Here is a 15,413-nt window from a genome sequence, read left to right on the forward strand (position 1 = left end):
TCAAATTAGAATGACAAAACGGCGCAAATGCGCCGTTTTTCTTTATCTAGCATACAGTTAATCGATTTACTGATTTGGCTATCAGGTTCGCTCTTGTGGAGCAAAGCGTACCCGTTACAGCCAACCAAACATCCAATATTTTCCTACAAACTTATGATATTTAATTAATTTTCGAAGCAAACTTCGATAAATGCAGTTCCGTAAGAACTGGTAAATGGCATGATAATTTTGGTGCCGTTGGCTTTATGGGAAATTGTATGCCCTTGACCTGAAACGACCATTGGTGTTGCCATTTCGAATTCGTAACCCTTTTGTCCTAAAAGATTTTTTGCGCCCCCCGTAACCATATTAGTGATTTCACCCACCAGATCGGTTACTTCTTCATTTATTTTGCCGGGGTTTTCGCCCAGCATATTTTGCATGATTTGCAGTACCAGTTTTTGCTCAAACGTAATTGAAAGTGAGCCTTTGGTTTGTGGCCCAACCATACCAATCAAACCTGATACATCGCCTTTGGCTAAGTTGTCAGTTTTGATTTGGGGTTTACCTGGCGTGAGCTCTAGGCTGGCCATGGTCGAAATAACATTGAGCAGCGACTGCAAAAAAGGATTAATAAAATTGACGTTCATGCTTCAGTGTGTCCTCTTATGAACTTAAGCCTTATGGTCACCACGTAATTAAGGGTAGTCGAAAAGTGGCTTGACCACAGCAATCTTAATCACACTCTATCAGCTTAGATGACACAAATGGAAATGTGAGGTTAATTTCACGATTTTCTTGTTATTTATCGTAAAAGTCTTTTTACCAAAAGCCACGCTACAAGCGGTAAAAGAGTCGCGTATTCTGCATGCCCCCTCAATGAGTCCAAAGGCACGTTTCCACCGAAAGGTTGATGATTCGAATGAGCATGCCGTTAGGCTATAGTGCGATAGCTTGAATGTATGCGAAAGATTTTTGAAGGAAATTTTCATTTCTATCATAGGCGTATCTTTAACCCTACCAATGTAGCTACAGTCGTTTTGCTGTGCCTAACAACTATAAACGGCTTAAACTGTGATTTACATTAAATTATAATGTAAATGATAATAATTATTGATCACAAAAATAATTTTACATATATTAGCGGGCGATTAACAGGTGGGGGACATCTGTTACAGGGTTTAGTCCGCAACAGGAATGCTTTAAATGAAATTTGCAAAACGTCGCAATGGTCGAGTCACGCTTGGTGCCCATGTTTTAGGTTCGTTAACCATAGGGATGGCGGTTTCTGCTATCCCTGCTATGGCCGCGGAGCAGGCACAAGTCGCAGATAAAAAAGTTGAACATATTGAGGTCAATGGTGAGTACTTGGGTTATAACACCCGCAAAGTACAATCGGGTAAATTTACCGAAGACCTGCTCAATACTGCGAAAACTGTAACAGTCATCAATCAAGATCTGATCAAAGATATGGGCGCGCAGAGTTTTACTGATGCGCTACGAGCGACGCCTGGTATTACCTTGGGTACTGGCGAAGGGGGGAACCCCTACGGTGATAGGCCGTTTATTCGTGGATACGATGCTCAATCCTCTACTTTTATCAATGGTATGCGTAATGTGGGTTCACAAAGCCGTGAAACCTTTAACATTGAACAAATTGAAGTCCTGAAAGGCCCAAGCTCTGTCTATAACGGCCGTGGCGCGGTTGGCGGTAGCATTAACATTGTGACCAAAAAAGCTCAGGCTGAAGATTTTATTAACGCCGATGTTGCCGTGGGGACAGATGCCCTCAAACGTGCCAATGTTGATATTAACCATGTGATTACCGATGAAGCTGCGGTTCGTGTCAACATGATGGCTCACGATGCTGACACTCCTGGGCGTGATGAGGTCACAGGTAATCGTTGGGGCGTTGCACCGTCTGTTACCTTTGGGTTAACAACGCCAACTAAAGTGACCCTTGAATATTATCATTTTGAAAACCATGATATTCCTGATTATGGTATTCCCTACGATCAGGCGACAGGCAAACCTGCCGATGTCGATCCCGACAATTTCTATGGCTTATTATCGCGGGATTTTCGCGATACGATGGACGATACAGCTTCGGTTTTGATCAGCCATGATTTTAACAACGACATGCAGTTCACTTCGACGTCTATCTATAGCCGTAACAGCAATGACTATATTGTGACTAACCCAGACGACACCACTGGCAACGTGGCTAATGGTTATGTTTGGCGAAACACTAAGTCGCGCCATTCGGTGACAAAGACCCTAGCGACTCAATTGCAACTCTCGGGTGAAGCAAAACTTGCAGGAATGACTAACCGTTTTGCAGTCGGGACTGAACTCAGTAACGAACGTACTAGCAATTTGAGTTACACCGTCGATACGGGCAATGGTCGCAACGCGGGTTGTAATCAGGCAATGCTGGATAACTACAACTGTACGTTGCTGGATAATCCGAATCCCCACGATCCTTGGGTTGGTACGATTACACTCGGTACCGATGCGACAGTGACTGAAACTGATACTCGCTCTATCTATGCCTTTAATACGATTGAGTTAACTGAAGCATGGATGGTTAACGCAGGTATCCGCTGGGATGACTATAACACCAGTGCTGAGAACTCAACCTCTCGATTCAGCAATGATGCTGATTTCTTCAACTACCAATTGTCGGTGCTATATAAGCCCGCAGAAAATGGCAGTATCTACGCTGCGTGGGGCACTTCCTCTAATCCACCTGGCACGTCTAACGGAGATGGGGCAGATCGTCTTGGCAGCACTAACGCCGATTTAGAACCAGAAGATACCGAAAGCTACGAGTTAGGCACTAAATGGGATCTTTGGGAGGGTCGTTTATCTCTGAATGGCTCTGTATTCCAAATCGAGAAAAACAATGCCCGCGTTGCAACCTCTGGCGATCGTAATGCGCCACAGGAAAACGTCGGCGAGCAAAAAGTCAAAGGCTTTGAAATCGGCTTTTCCGGTGACTTTACTAAAGATTGGCATGGTTTTGGTGGTTATACGTATTTGGACGCTACCCTCGAAAGCAATGGTTACAACGCTGCGCTTAATGGTAATCGCTTCCCTAATACAGCCAAAAATAGTCTTAGCTTATTCACAACTTACGATATTACCGAGCAGTTAACGGTCGGCACGGGTGCCTATTATATGGACAAAGTGTATGGCAATACGGCTAATACGCTGTCAATTCCGTCTTACTGGCGTTTTGATTTGACCTCATCCTATAAGATGAGCGAATTCTTGACCTTACGCCTGAACGTTCAAAATCTAACGGATGAGCGTTATTACGATAAAGCGTACACCGCGCACTTTGCCAATATGGCGCCTGGACGTTTGGTGATGTTAAGTGCCGATATGCACTTTTAATATCAGTGAATGACGATTTGAATGGCAGCCCTAGGGCTGCCTTTGATGTTTATGCTTTCCTTAAGGTTTGAAGATGCTTATTGAAATTCCTCATGTTTTTTCTAAACAAGAAGTCAATCAGTTACGTGAACAACTCGATGCTCGCACTTGGATTGATGGCAATCAAACCTCAGGCGTGATGGCGAGTACCCGTAAGCGCAATCAGCAGTTGGATAAAGACGATCCTGTTGCGATTGGCATCGGTGAATTGATTATGGAGCGCTTGTTAGCTCATCCTTTATTTGTCTCGGCAGCACTTCCATTACAGTTTTATCCGCCCTTGTTTAATCGTTATCAAGGTGGAGAAACCTTTGGCTATCATATCGATAATGCAATTCGCTCGACGAGTGACGGTATGGTGCGTACCGATCTGTCAGCCACCTTATTTTTAAGCGAACCAGACACTTATCAGGGTGGTGAGTTGGTCATCCAAGATACCTATGGCCAGCAAAGCATTAAGCTGGCGGCGGGATCTTTGGTGTTATACCCGTCAACGAGTTTACATCAGGTTACGCCTGTCACATCAGGTGAGCGAACCGCCGCCTTTATGTGGCTACAGAGCATGGTGCGCGATGAGGGGCAGCGCCGCTTGTTATTTCAACTCGATCAATCGATTCAATCTTTGACGTCGCAGGCCGCGCCTGAACAAGAGCTGTTTAATCTAACGGGTGTTTATCATAACTTGCTCAGGCGTTGGAGTGAGTTGTAGTGATATCGAGCTAGGCTTCTCTCCCTGCTTAATCTCCACAAAGCAGGCGGTTTAGGGTATAATCCCGCTTGCTCTGAGGGGCAATAAAACAGTAAACGTTAACTCGTTTACTGTTTTTCCATTTTTAAGCTTAAGGCTTATTGGCAATCTGCGACTCAAATTAGGACTCTTTGCTCCTCTGAGTGGCAACTTATTCGCAAATTTTAATTACTTGAGTCGATAGTCACGTGTTGAAAAATAATCTTAATGATGGTCTACAGCTCGACCGCACCTTTTCCATTGCACCGATGCTCGATTGGACGGATCGTCATTACCGTTATTTTGCGCGTTTAATGTCGGCCAATGCCTTACTGTATACCGAGATGGTGACCACCGGCGCGATTTTGCATGGCCGTGGCGATTATCTTGCCTATAACCAAGAGGAACATCCTCTGGCATTGCAGTTGGGTGGCTCGAATCCTGCTGAACTTGCTCGCTGCGCCAAACTTGCCGCCGAGCGCGGTTATGATGAAGTGAACCTCAATGTGGGCTGTCCTTCGGATCGGGTGCAAAATGGTCGCTTTGGTGCCTGTTTGATGGCTGAACCTGAGCTGGTGGCTGAATGTGTCGATGCCATGAAGCAAGTGGTTGATATTCCTGTGACGGTAAAAACGCGCATCGGGATCGATGAGCAGGATAGCTATGAGTTTTTGACTCACTTTATTGATACTGTCATGGCTAAGGGCTGTGGTGAGTTTATTATCCATGCGCGTAAGGCTTGGCTGCAAGGCTTAAGCCCGAAAGAGAATCGTGAGATCCCGCCCTTAGACTACGAACGTGTGTATCAGCTCAAACGTGATTATCCGACGCTTAATATCAGCATTAACGGTGGCATCACTAGCCTTGAACAGGCCCAAACCCACTTGCAGCACTTAGATGGTGTGATGGTTGGACGTGAGGCTTACCAGAATCCTTATATGTTGTCGCAGGTTGACCAACTGCTCTGCGGCAGCCAAAAGGCGGTGATTAGCCGTGAGGCTGTGATTGAGGCGATGGTGCCCTATATTGAGGCTCACTTGCAGGCGGGCGGACGCCTAAATCATATCACTCGCCATATGATTGGCTTATTCCAAGGTTTGCCTGGTGCCCGTGCGTGGCGTCGTTATTTAAGCGAAAACGCCCATAAAAACGGTGCGGGCATAGAGGTGGTAAAGCAGGCTTATTTGAGTATTCAAACAGAAATAATTGCTCAATAATCATTCGATTTAAAAAGTGGTGAGATTCACTAAACGTTGTAGTATTTTTCACCACTTTACCTTTCCTAAATATCTCGCTTATCTCGTTCTAGCTTAAAATAAATTTTTAAATATAATTAAATTAGTATGTTAGGGTTTGTTTGATAAGTTGGCACGCCCTTTGTAATAGTCCCTATGTCAAGTTAATCAATCGAAAGGGACGACATCATGTTTACTTCAAATGTTAAAAAATCAGTTCAAGCAAGTGTGTTATTCGGTGCATTAATGGCGAGTGTTACAGCACATGCTGAAGCGGCTCCTGTATCTGATGTTATGAGCGCCATTGAGCAAACTCTTAGCACCCAAGCGCAGGAGTTGTTAGTGAATACAAAGCGTGAATTGGTGTTATCGCTACAAACGCAACTGGCTGAAAGTATCTATGACTTTAATAGTCAACTAACACTGAGCGCGGATACCCAAACTGATTCGGCAACCACAGGTGAATTGAGCGCGAATAAGTAAGGATCTGCCTATGTGGTTTGTAGCACCTCTAATGACTTTGCTACTGCTACCAGTGATTAGCCTCGCGTTGTTTTCAGGCATTATCTGCTGGTTTCAGTGGCATAGTGTCAGCGATAAGTAACTCATAAAATTTTGGAGTTCAAAATGAAACGAGCGCAAATACGAATGAACAATTCACAACGTTTGGTCTGTGGTGTTGCATCAGGTATGGCGTGGCAATTTGGTTGGTCCTGTTTTTGGACGCGAGTGGTATGGGCGGGGGCAATTCTGTTTATGCCAGGCGTGAGTCTACTGGTGTATTTTGTGTTGGCTTTGCTTGTAGAACAATGGAAAAGACCGATTTAAGCCAAGTTTTTGTACTCTAGATTGTGGGACATTAATGGGACAGCCTATACACGTTTATGGCCACAATCGTTAGCGAGATGCTATCAACAAGAGGGCACATTGACCCTCATGCCAATAATGAGCACTTGCTAAGTGAGTATCACTTTTTAAGAAAAGCCTGGAATCTGGCTTTTGCTTCATCACTTTTAAGTCTTGCACTAAATTGTTCTAATTCTTGATGCATTTGGTGTTGCACACGGTTTTTATGTGGTCGCATCAACTGACGGGTAATTTGCAGCGCCTGCGGTGGTTGATTGGCTAGTTTTTTCGCTTGGTTAAAGGCATAAACCAATAACTCTTCTTGGGCGATCACATCGTTAATGATGTTCAGTCTGTGGGCGGTATCAGCATCAAAACTTTCTCCGAGCAGCAATAATTCAGCTGCTTTTTGATAACCCACTAATTCGGGTAGGAGTAAACTCGCGCCCGCTTCAGGGACCAAGGCTAAATTAACAAAGGGCAGTTGAAACTTAGCTGTATTGTCTGCGTAAACTAAATCGCAATGCAGTAGCACAGTGGTACCAATACCAACAGCCGCACCAGAAACGGCAGCGACCAGTGGTTTTTTGAGCTCTAATAAACAAAATAAGAAGCGTACCGCAGGATGGTTTGGCCCTAAGTCACTATTTTTCAAAAAGTCTGCAACATCATTGCCCGAGGTGAAACAATTATCTTCACCATGGAGCATAAAGGCACGAATGTCGTTGTCTGCTTCACCTTCGATCAGGTATTCTGTCAGTTGTTTATACATATTAAGATCAAGTGCATTGCGTTTATCTGGGCGATTAAAGCTGATAACACGAACGCCCTGATCATCCCGAACCTGTATATGACTCATGGGTTGTTTTCCTTTACGACGACATTGGGTAGACATGGAGTTTAAGACATTGAAACCGATATTCAAACAGATGTTTAATTGTGTTGCCTTATCCTGTGCTTCATTTTCTGTTTTCGCCAACGTAGTGATGACTGAAGGTCATGTACGTGCAATGCCTGATACCGTTCCAAATACTGCCGCTTACTTTACGCTCGAAAATCACAACGATAAAGCCGTACGCTTGATTGGCGTGACAACCGACGTAGCGAACGAAGCGCAATTGCATACCATTATTGAAGAGCAAGGTATGGTAAAAATGCGCCATGTTGAAGGCTTTGATATTCCATCCCATGGAAAATTAACCCTGATGCCATCGGGGGAGCATGTCATGCTAATTGGGCTTAAGGCTCCATTAGTGTTAGATCAGCAAGTTAAGCTGCAATTAGAGTTTAACGATGGCGAAAAAATGACGATTACATTGCCTGTCGCTAAGCAGGCCGAGAATGCTGCTGAACCCGAGCATCATCACCATCATTAAGGAGTCGCTTGATGCAAATCACATGGAAGAAGGTTACTGGAGTTAGTTTATGCGTTGTTTTAATTGGTTATGTTGTGAGTGTCTGGTGGAGTATCGAGCCTGATCCGCTGACGCCACAACAGCTTACTGCCACAGAAAAGAATGTTGTTGGTTATGCGACCACAACCTCTTTGATTATGACCGTTGAAACGCTGCTGGATAAGCAAGGTGGTTGGCTATCGAATGATGTTATGCCACCCTCAATCTTTATGGATAACATGCCCGCCTTTGAGTATGGCGCTTTAGAGCAAGCGCGTGATTTGGCGCTGATTATGCGTAAAGAGTTTAGCCGTTCACAGTCGCAATCTACCGCTGATAAAGATTTGAGTGAAGCGCAGGCTAAGTTAAACATCGACCATACCAGTTGGTTAGTGCCGAGTGCTGAAAGCGAATACCGCGATGGTATTAAGCTACTTAAGTTGTACCGGGCGCGAATGATGGACCCGAATAATCAAGATGCACAGTTTTATGCCCGCGCAGATAACCTTAATGAGTGGCTCAAAGAAGTGCAAAAACGTTTAGGCAGTATGTCGCAACGGTTATCTGCAAGTGTAGGTCAAGAACGTCTTAACACCGATTTAGCGGGGGATAATGCTGCGCGTCAATCAACCCCTAATTTAGCCAGCCATCAGGTGAAAACCAGCTGGTGGAAAATTGATGATGTGTTTTATGAGAGCCGTGGCGCCTCATGGGCATTACTGAATTTTATGCGTGCAGTTGAAGTCGATTTTGCTGACGTGCTGAAAAAGAAAAATGCTGAAGTGAGCCTAAAACAGATCATTCGTGAACTAGAGGCAACTCAGCAAACGGTTTGGAGCCCTGTTGTGCTTAATGGCAGTGGTTTCGGTCTAGTCGCTAATCATTCATTGGTTATGGCTAACTATGTATCCCGTGCAAATGCCGCGGTGATTGATTTAACGAACTTGCTATCTCAAGGTTAATTATGAAAAAAATACTCCTGGCCAGTGCAGTATTAGGCTGCATAATGGCTACATCAGCTCACGCGGCCACTGTGGTTGGTTTTAAAATAGGTGGCGATTATTGGCGCGCCGATACTAGCGGTACTTTTTCCGATAAAGGTCAGCCACAACAAGGTTTTGACTACAGCTCATCAGCGCAGGGTAGCTATTGGTTTGCCGTTGAACACCCACTGCCTTTTGTGCCAAATCTGAAAATTCGTGAAAACAGTCTTGATCAAAAAGGTAGCTTGGCGAACGCTGATTTCAGCTTTAATGGTCATGATTTTAAAGGTAATGTGACCAGTTATACCGATCTGAGCAACACCGATTTTGTGTTGTATTACGAACTGCTGGATAACGATATTTTATCTTTTGATTTGGGCGCAGCTTATAAGTTGATGAATGGCTCTCTGCGTGTCCAAGATGCAGGTCATCCAGAAGAGAAAGACGTAGATAGCGGAATTGTTATGGGGTACGCCAGTACCCATGTGAGCATGCCGGGTTTAGGCTTATTTGGCTTTGCAGATTTAATGCTTGGGGTGAATGAGTCGAATGTACATGATTATGCGGTCGGTTTAGGCTGGCAGTTTGATGGTGTTGCGGTGGATACCCGTGTGCGCGTTGGCTATCGTGAGTTTGCCTTTGATGTGAATAATTTCTCTGGCATTAGTGCTGACTCAAAGTTTGATGGCTATTTCGCTGGCGTCGAAATTGACTTCTAAGTCGTAATTCTGACAATAAAAAACCGCCAATCTTGGCGGTTTTTTTATTGGACAATATTGCTTAACTTATTCAGCTTTTAGGCCGTTGTTAATAGCAATAACATCATCTTCGTTTAATGTACCCGCTGCTTGTTTCAGTGCAACAATCGAGTTGATGTAGCTGTAACGCGCATCTGATAATTTACGTTTTGAGTCGTACAGATCGCGTGTACGGTTCAATACGTCAACAATAGTACGAGTACCAACTTCGAAGCCTGCTTGCGTAGCCTTTAATGCACTTTCAGATGAAATTACAGACTGTTCGTAAGCACGGATAGAGCTGATTGACGCCCCCACGTTGTTGTAGTTATTACGAACGTTTTTCACTACGCTACGGTAGGTTTGTTCCAACTTCTCGCTTGCCTCAACATATTGGAACTGCGCTTCTTTGACTTGTGATGAGACTTTAAAGCCTTCAAAAATCGGAATACTTAAGTTAATGCCTGCGCTCATGTTGTCAAAATCAGGTTCATTCGAATTACCTAATTTTTGCTCTAAACCTTTGCTATAACCAGCATTTAAGCTTAGTGATGGCATATGGCCTGCTTTATAGAGGCTAATGGTCTCTTGAGCGATATCTTTGCCAATACGTTGAGTCATTAGATCGACGCTATTGGTCTCGGCAATTTTTAACCAATCACTAGATGAACTCGGTGCTGGTGTGACTGCAGAGAAGCGGTTAGTGTCGAGTACGTTTAAGGCTTTGTGATCGATACCCGTGATTTCGCGCAGTGCTTCATAACTATTGGCAAGGGTATTTTCTGCCAAAATTTCAGAGGCTGAGGCTAAGTCATATTGTGCTTGAGCTTCATGAACGTCAGTAATCGCAGTTAAACCAACGGCAAAACGTTGTTTAGTTTGCTCAAGTTGACGCTCAATCGCGCGTTTTTCTGCACCTTGGAACTCGTAGTTATCTTTGGCTGTTAATACATCAAAGTAGGCTTTAGTCACGCGAGTGATCAAATTTTGCAGTGCCGATGCATAGGTTGAGTCAGCTTGAGAAGCGGCTTTCTCCGCAAGGCTTAAACCTACCCAAGCACTATGGTCATAAATGACTTGATTGAGCTTTAGGTTGCCAGTCAGGCCGCTGCTATCATCTCGAGGATCATTCCATGCCTTGTCATAGCCCACGTTTGCACTGATAGTCGGTAACAGTGGCGCACGATTTTGTTCAATCTTTTCAAACAAAGCGTTACGTTGCGCTTGCGCTTGCAACACGAGTGGGTCACTTGTCAGTGCCTGTTGATAAATTTGCAGTAAATCATCTGCTTGAACCGCAGGAGCGGAAGCGGCTAGAGTTAATGCTACGCATAGAGAACGGATCTTAAATTTCATTTGCTGTCCTTATTAGACAAAATCTCCAAAAGGAGAAATATATAACTTCGTTTAGACTAAGTAATGCCTTTACCAAGGCGGTTTGCGCTTCCCGACGCTTCCCGATACAGCTAAAACTTAATGACGTAGAGTCTAAAAACTCCCACACGTTCAAGTCAACTGCGAAGTGTAACAGATTTTATTTAAAAATGAGCCAAATTGCCTTGATAATAGGCGAAAATTTAACTGTTAAGGATAAGATATGAAGCCTCAGGTTTTTTCGCAAACAGATATTGAAATCCTCGAAAAAAAATCGCTATATCAAGGCTTTTTTGCCTTAGAGCAATTTACCTTCAAACATAAGCTATTTGCTGGAGGCTGGAGTCAGCCAGTCACCCGTGAGGTCTTTGAACGTGGCCATGCAGTCGTTGTGCTGCCCTATGATCCTAAGTGCGATAAGGTTGTGTTGATTGAGCAAGTTAGGTTTCCTGCATTAGCAACCACTAAATCTCCTTGGCTTATGGAGTTAGTCGCGGGTATGATTGCGCCCGACGAAACGCCAGAGGATGTCGCGCACCGCGAGTTGTTAGAAGAAACTGGTTTGACCGCTCGCCACATCCATTTTGTGAGCAGTTATCTTGCAAGCCCTGGTGGCAGTACTGAACGTTTCTATTTTTATTGGGCTGAGGTGGATTCATCACAAGCCCAAGGTTTGCATGGATTAGCTGACGAACACGAAGATATTCGATTGCATGTTGTAGACCGTGAGGTTGCCTATCACGGTGTCGTTAATGGCGAAATAGACAATGCATCGACCGTTATTGGATTGCAGTGGTTGCAATTAAACTATCAGCAACTGGTTTAGGTTGGAAAAGGTTTGGCGCATTCAACATCACATCAAAAACCGCGTTATCAACCCAACGTGAGCGACTTTTTAGCGCTATGCGGGCGTAACTATGGCTACATGCAAAAGTGGTTGCCACTGGATATTGCTGTGGGTCAATCTTGGCAACTTGAAGGTGAATTTGGTGTATTAGTTATCCGTATTTTAGAAAATACCAAATATACTCAATTAGTTGAAATCTCACGCCCACTACAAATAGTGGAGTTTGTTAATATTCCCAAGGTGTTAGTGAGAATTTATCATGATGCTAAATTAGCAGAAGTGTTAACTGGTCAACAGATTTACCAACTGCGCCCAGTGTATGATTATCCCAATTTACGTATGTATCATAGTGATGAGAAGTACCAGGTAAATGCATTCCTGGGAGAATTATTGAAGATTGGTGGCCAACAACGTTTGGTTTGCCAGTCTTAGAATTGGGTATTCAATGTGCTGAAAGAGGCTATCTCTTACTCTGTAGCTGATGAAAGTGTGCGCATAGTGCAAGTCACTGACCCGCACCTCTTTGCCGATCCTGAAGCTCAGCTACTTGGTGTTAATACCAGCAAAAGTTTGGCCGCGGTACTCAATACCATCCGTGCCGTTAATTACCCTGCGCATCTTATGCTTGCCACAGGTGATTTAAGTCAAGATTATTCCCCTGAGTCTTATCGCCAATTTGTGTCAGCGGTCGCCCCGCTCAATTTACCTTGCCATTATCTTCCGGGTAATCATGATGATCCGCGGATCATGTTTTTGCATATGCAGGGCGAGCGGATTTTTGGCCAGCAACGTATCTTAGTTGGTAAATGGCAAATTTTGATGCTGGATTCCACCGTGAGAGGAAAACCTGGTGGTCATATGGCCGCGAGTCAATTCGAACTCATTGAACAGGCTATAGCCGCACATCCAGACCGCCATACCTTACTGGTGATGCATCATAATCCTATTTTGGTTAATTGTGCTTGGTTAGACCAACACTGCATGGATAATGGGACGGAATTTTTAAAGCGTGTCGCTCAATACCCGCAAGTCAAAGCTTTGCTTTGGGGCCATGTGCATCAACAATTGGATAGCCTTTACGATGGTCCCCATGGTGCGTTGCAATTAATGGCGACACCTTCTACTTGTATCCAGTTTAAACCGCAATCGCCTTATTTTGCCCTCGATGGACTGCAACCCGGTTATCGTTTGCTGGAGCTCAAGGCCGATGGTAGCATCAGCACTAATGTGTATCGCGTACCGGGAAATCTGTTTTCCCCCGATAAAGATTCCAGCGGTTATTAACGCGAGTGACCGCAGCTTGAGGAACTATGCTGCTCTATATTCACGGATTCAACAGTTCTCCTTTCTCTGATAAAGCGGTGATGACGGCACAATATATGGCCGAGCATCACCCGTCCCTCACTTTTCATCAGCCACAGTTACCCAATACACCCAAAGCAGCGATGGCCTTACTACAGCGCTATGTTGAGGAGGCTTTGCAATCGGGTGAGCCGCTTAACTATATTGGCTCGTCCTTAGGGGGTTATTTTGCCAGTTATTTGGCTGAGCATTATGGTGGCCGAGCCGTGTTGGTGAATCCGGCAGTAAAACCCTTTGAACTGTTTGATGAATTTATGGGGCCGCAATTTAACCCTTATACCGAAGAGCATTATCAGGTATTGCCAGAGCATAAGCAGGAAGTGGCTGAATTTAATACGGCTGTTATCCGCAATCCCGATCGTTTTTTGGTACTATTGCAAACGGGCGATGAAGTGCTGGATTATCGCGAAGCGCTACATAAATATCATCATTGCCAATTACGGATTGAATCCGGTGGTGATCACAGTTTTGTGGGTTATGAGCGATATCTGCAAACTGTAAGCCAATTTTTACACTTACCTTGACAAATCGTCATCCACAGCCGCAACATGGCCGGATATAACAACCTATAGCGTACACTATGACTAATCAATACACCTCTGACGCCATTGAAGTTCTTAACGGACTTGACCCAGTTAAACGCCGTCCAGGTATGTATACCGATACCAGCCGACCTAACCATTTAGGCCAAGAGGTCATAGATAACAGTGTCGATGAAGCCTTAGCTGGCCATGCCACTAAAATCGAAGTTGTGCTCCACACAGATAACTCACTGGAAGTCACTGACGATGGTCGTGGTATGCCAGTGGATATCCATCCCGAAGAAGGTATTCCAGGGGTCGAGCTGATCCTGACTAAACTGCATGCCGGCGGTAAATTTTCAAATAAAAATTATCAATTCTCCGGTGGTTTGCATGGTGTAGGGATTTCAGTCGTTAACGCCCTGTCTCGCAGAGTTGAAGTCACTGTGCGCCGAGATGGCCAAGTGTATGATATGGCTTTCGAAAATGGCTTTAAAGTCGAAGAACTACGAGTCAGTGGTACCTGCGGTCGGCGCAATACCGGTACTCGAGTACATTTTTGGCCTGATGCGAGTTATTTTGATTCGGCGAATTTCTCCAATTCCAAACTTATTTATTTACTGCGTGCCAAAGCAGTATTGTGCCCCGGTCTTAGAATTAAATTCACTAATAAGCATACTAACGAAGTGCATGAGTGGTACTACGAGAGTGGCTTAACCGATTATCTTAAGACGGCGGTAGGCGATAATATCATGCTGCCGGAAGAGCCTTTTATCGGTAGTTTTAAGGGGCAAATTGAGGCGGCAGATTGGGCTATTACCTGGTTGCCAGAGGGCGGGGAGTCGATCAACGAAAGTTATGTCAACTTGATCCCAACGCCATTGGGTGGCACCCATGTGAATGGCTTTCGCCAAGGTTTGTTGGAGTCGATGCGTGAGTTTTGTGAGTTTCGTAATCTCATCCCCCGCGGGATTAAGCTCTCTCCTGAGGATATTTGGGATCGCGCAGCCTTCATTCTGTCAGTGAAAATGCAAGACCCGCAGTTTGCGGGACAAACCAAAGAGAAGCTTTCGAGCCGTCAAAGCTCAGCCTTTGTTTCAGGTATCGTGCGTGATGCATTTTCGCTTTGGTTAAATTCGAATACCGAATTAGCCGAGTCATTGGCTGAAATGTGTATTAATAACGCGCAAAAACGCTTAAAAGCAGCCAAAAAAGTCGCCCGTAAAAAAGTCACATCAGGTCCCGCATTACCGGGTAAATTGACCGATTGTAGTGGCCAAGATCCAATGCGCGGCGAACTCTTCCTTGTGGAAGGGGATTCTGCGGGAGGCAGTGCTAAACAGGCTAGAGACCGTGAGTTTCAAGCTATTATGCCGCTACGTGGTAAAATCTTAAATACGTGGGAAGTGGATGCATCTCAGGTATTAGCGTCGCAGGAAGTACATGATATTTCGGTGGCAATTGGTTGTGATCCCGATAGCAATGATATTTCTGAGTTAAGGTATGGCAAAATCTGCATCCTCGCCGACGCCGATTCTGATGGATTGCATATTGCGACTTTACTCTGTGCACTGTTTCTGAAACATTACCGAGTGTTGGTTGAGCAGGGGCATGTTTATATCGCCATGCCGCCACTGTTCCGTATCGATATAGGTAAAGATGTTTATTACGCTTTAGATGAGGCTGAAAAAGAAGGTATTCTCGATCGTATCAGCGCTGAGAATAAAAAAGGTAAAGTTCAAGTAACACGCTTTAAAGGTCTGGGTGAAATGAATCCACTGCAATTGCGTGAAACGACAATGGACCCTAATACTCGCCGTTTAGTGCAGTTAACTATTGATGATGCGGAAGAAACTGATTCTCTTATGGATATGCTGTTAGCTAAGAAGCGTTCACCCGATCGTAAAAACTGGCTCGAAGATAAGGGTGACATGGCGGTACTTTAATGTTGTGCACTATTGCCGATAACA

General features: G+C 44.6%; 16 protein-coding genes. 13 read left to right on the forward strand and 3 right to left on the reverse strand.

Annotation, left to right across the window (positions count from 1 at the left end):
- Nucleotides 1-164: 164 nt before the first annotated feature.
- On the reverse strand, nt 165-629 hold the full coding sequence (locus L976_RS19015; protein WP_037422113.1) for a chemotaxis protein CheX: 465 nt from the start codon (nt 627-629) through the stop codon (nt 165-167).
- Between the two features lie 556 nt (nt 630-1,185).
- Between L976_RS19015 and L976_RS19020 the strand changes: the two genes are divergently transcribed.
- The 5 genes from L976_RS19020 to L976_RS19040 all read left to right on the forward strand — a co-directional run bounded on the left by L976_RS19020 (nt 1,186) and on the right by L976_RS19040 (nt 6,207).
- Nucleotides 1,186-3,378 (forward strand): TonB-dependent receptor, encoded by a 2,193-nt coding sequence (locus tag L976_RS19020; RefSeq protein ID WP_047539333.1) that lies wholly within the window; start codon nt 1,186-1,188, stop codon nt 3,376-3,378.
- A gap of 73 nt (nt 3,379-3,451) precedes the next feature.
- Nucleotides 3,452-4,126, forward strand: coding sequence for a Fe2+-dependent dioxygenase (locus L976_RS19025; protein ID WP_047539335.1), 675 nt, complete (start codon nt 3,452-3,454; stop codon nt 4,124-4,126).
- 227 nt (nt 4,127-4,353) lie between these two features.
- Nucleotides 4,354-5,361, forward strand: a complete 1,008-nt coding sequence (gene dusA, locus L976_RS19030; RefSeq protein ID WP_047539336.1) for a tRNA dihydrouridine(20/20a) synthase DusA — start codon at nt 4,354-4,356, stop codon at nt 5,359-5,361.
- 207 nt (nt 5,362-5,568) lie between these two features.
- Entirely contained in the window at nt 5,569-5,862 is a 294-nt protein-coding gene (locus L976_RS19035) for a hypothetical protein (RefSeq protein WP_037422125.1), read from the forward strand.
- Between the two features lie 144 nt (nt 5,863-6,006).
- Nucleotides 6,007-6,207: a PspC domain-containing protein gene (locus L976_RS19040; RefSeq protein ID WP_037422129.1), complete on the forward strand. Its 201-nt coding sequence runs from the start codon at nt 6,007-6,009 to the stop codon at nt 6,205-6,207.
- A 139-nt stretch (nt 6,208-6,346) separates the two neighbouring features.
- On the opposite strand, the gene L976_RS19045 is transcribed toward L976_RS19040, so the two are convergent.
- Nucleotides 6,347-7,084 (reverse strand): enoyl-CoA hydratase-related protein, encoded by a 738-nt coding sequence (locus L976_RS19045; protein ID WP_037422131.1) that lies wholly within the window; start codon nt 7,082-7,084, stop codon nt 6,347-6,349.
- Between the two features lie 34 nt (nt 7,085-7,118).
- On the opposite strand from L976_RS19045, the gene L976_RS19050 reads away from it, so the two are divergent.
- The 3 genes from L976_RS19050 to L976_RS19060 are packed head-to-tail and all read left to right on the forward strand — an operon-like array spanning nt 7,119 to nt 9,321.
- Complete coding sequence (locus L976_RS19050; protein ID WP_037428023.1) at nt 7,119-7,601, forward strand: copper chaperone PCu(A)C; 483 nt, start codon at nt 7,119-7,121, stop codon at nt 7,599-7,601.
- 11 nt (nt 7,602-7,612) lie between these two features.
- On the forward strand, nt 7,613-8,581 hold the full coding sequence (locus L976_RS19055) for a DUF2333 family protein (protein ID WP_037422138.1): 969 nt from the start codon (nt 7,613-7,615) through the stop codon (nt 8,579-8,581).
- 2 nt (nt 8,582-8,583) lie between these two features.
- Complete coding sequence (locus L976_RS19060; protein ID WP_037428021.1) at nt 8,584-9,321, forward strand: TIGR04219 family outer membrane beta-barrel protein; 738 nt, start codon at nt 8,584-8,586, stop codon at nt 9,319-9,321.
- Between the two features lie 66 nt (nt 9,322-9,387).
- Here the strand turns inward: L976_RS19060 and tolC are convergent, their stop codons facing one another.
- Nucleotides 9,388-10,695: an outer membrane channel protein TolC gene (gene tolC, locus L976_RS19065; RefSeq protein WP_037422145.1), complete on the reverse strand. Its 1,308-nt coding sequence runs from the start codon at nt 10,693-10,695 to the stop codon at nt 9,388-9,390.
- Nucleotides 10,696-10,936: 241 nt separating this feature from the next.
- Here tolC and nudF point away from each other — a divergent pair, with 241 nt between their 5' ends.
- The 5 genes from nudF to parE are packed head-to-tail and all read left to right on the forward strand — an operon-like array spanning nt 10,937 to nt 15,389.
- Nucleotides 10,937-11,539, forward strand: coding sequence for an ADP-ribose diphosphatase (gene nudF / locus L976_RS19070; RefSeq protein ID WP_037422148.1), 603 nt, complete (start codon nt 10,937-10,939; stop codon nt 11,537-11,539).
- Between the two features lie 12 nt (nt 11,540-11,551).
- Nucleotides 11,552-11,992, forward strand: coding sequence for a DUF1249 domain-containing protein (locus tag L976_RS19075; RefSeq protein ID WP_037422150.1), 441 nt, complete (start codon nt 11,552-11,554; stop codon nt 11,990-11,992).
- 15 nt (nt 11,993-12,007) lie between these two features.
- Nucleotides 12,008-12,844 (forward strand): 3',5'-cyclic-AMP phosphodiesterase, encoded by an 837-nt coding sequence (gene cpdA, locus L976_RS19080; RefSeq protein ID WP_037422153.1) that lies wholly within the window; start codon nt 12,008-12,010, stop codon nt 12,842-12,844.
- A 26-nt stretch (nt 12,845-12,870) separates the two neighbouring features.
- A complete protein-coding gene (locus L976_RS19085; protein WP_047539340.1) occupies nt 12,871-13,446 on the forward strand; it encodes a YqiA/YcfP family alpha/beta fold hydrolase in 576 nt (191 codons plus the stop codon).
- Nucleotides 13,447-13,502: 56 nt separating this feature from the next.
- A complete protein-coding gene (gene parE / locus L976_RS19090) occupies nt 13,503-15,389 on the forward strand; it encodes a DNA topoisomerase IV subunit B (protein ID WP_037422159.1) in 1,887 nt (628 codons plus the stop codon).
- Nucleotides 15,390-15,413 lie beyond the last annotated feature (24 nt).

The sequence above is a fragment of the Shewanella sp. ZOR0012 genome (assembly GCF_000798835.1).
Classification (GTDB): domain Bacteria; phylum Pseudomonadota; class Gammaproteobacteria; order Enterobacterales; family Shewanellaceae; genus Shewanella; species Shewanella xiamenensis.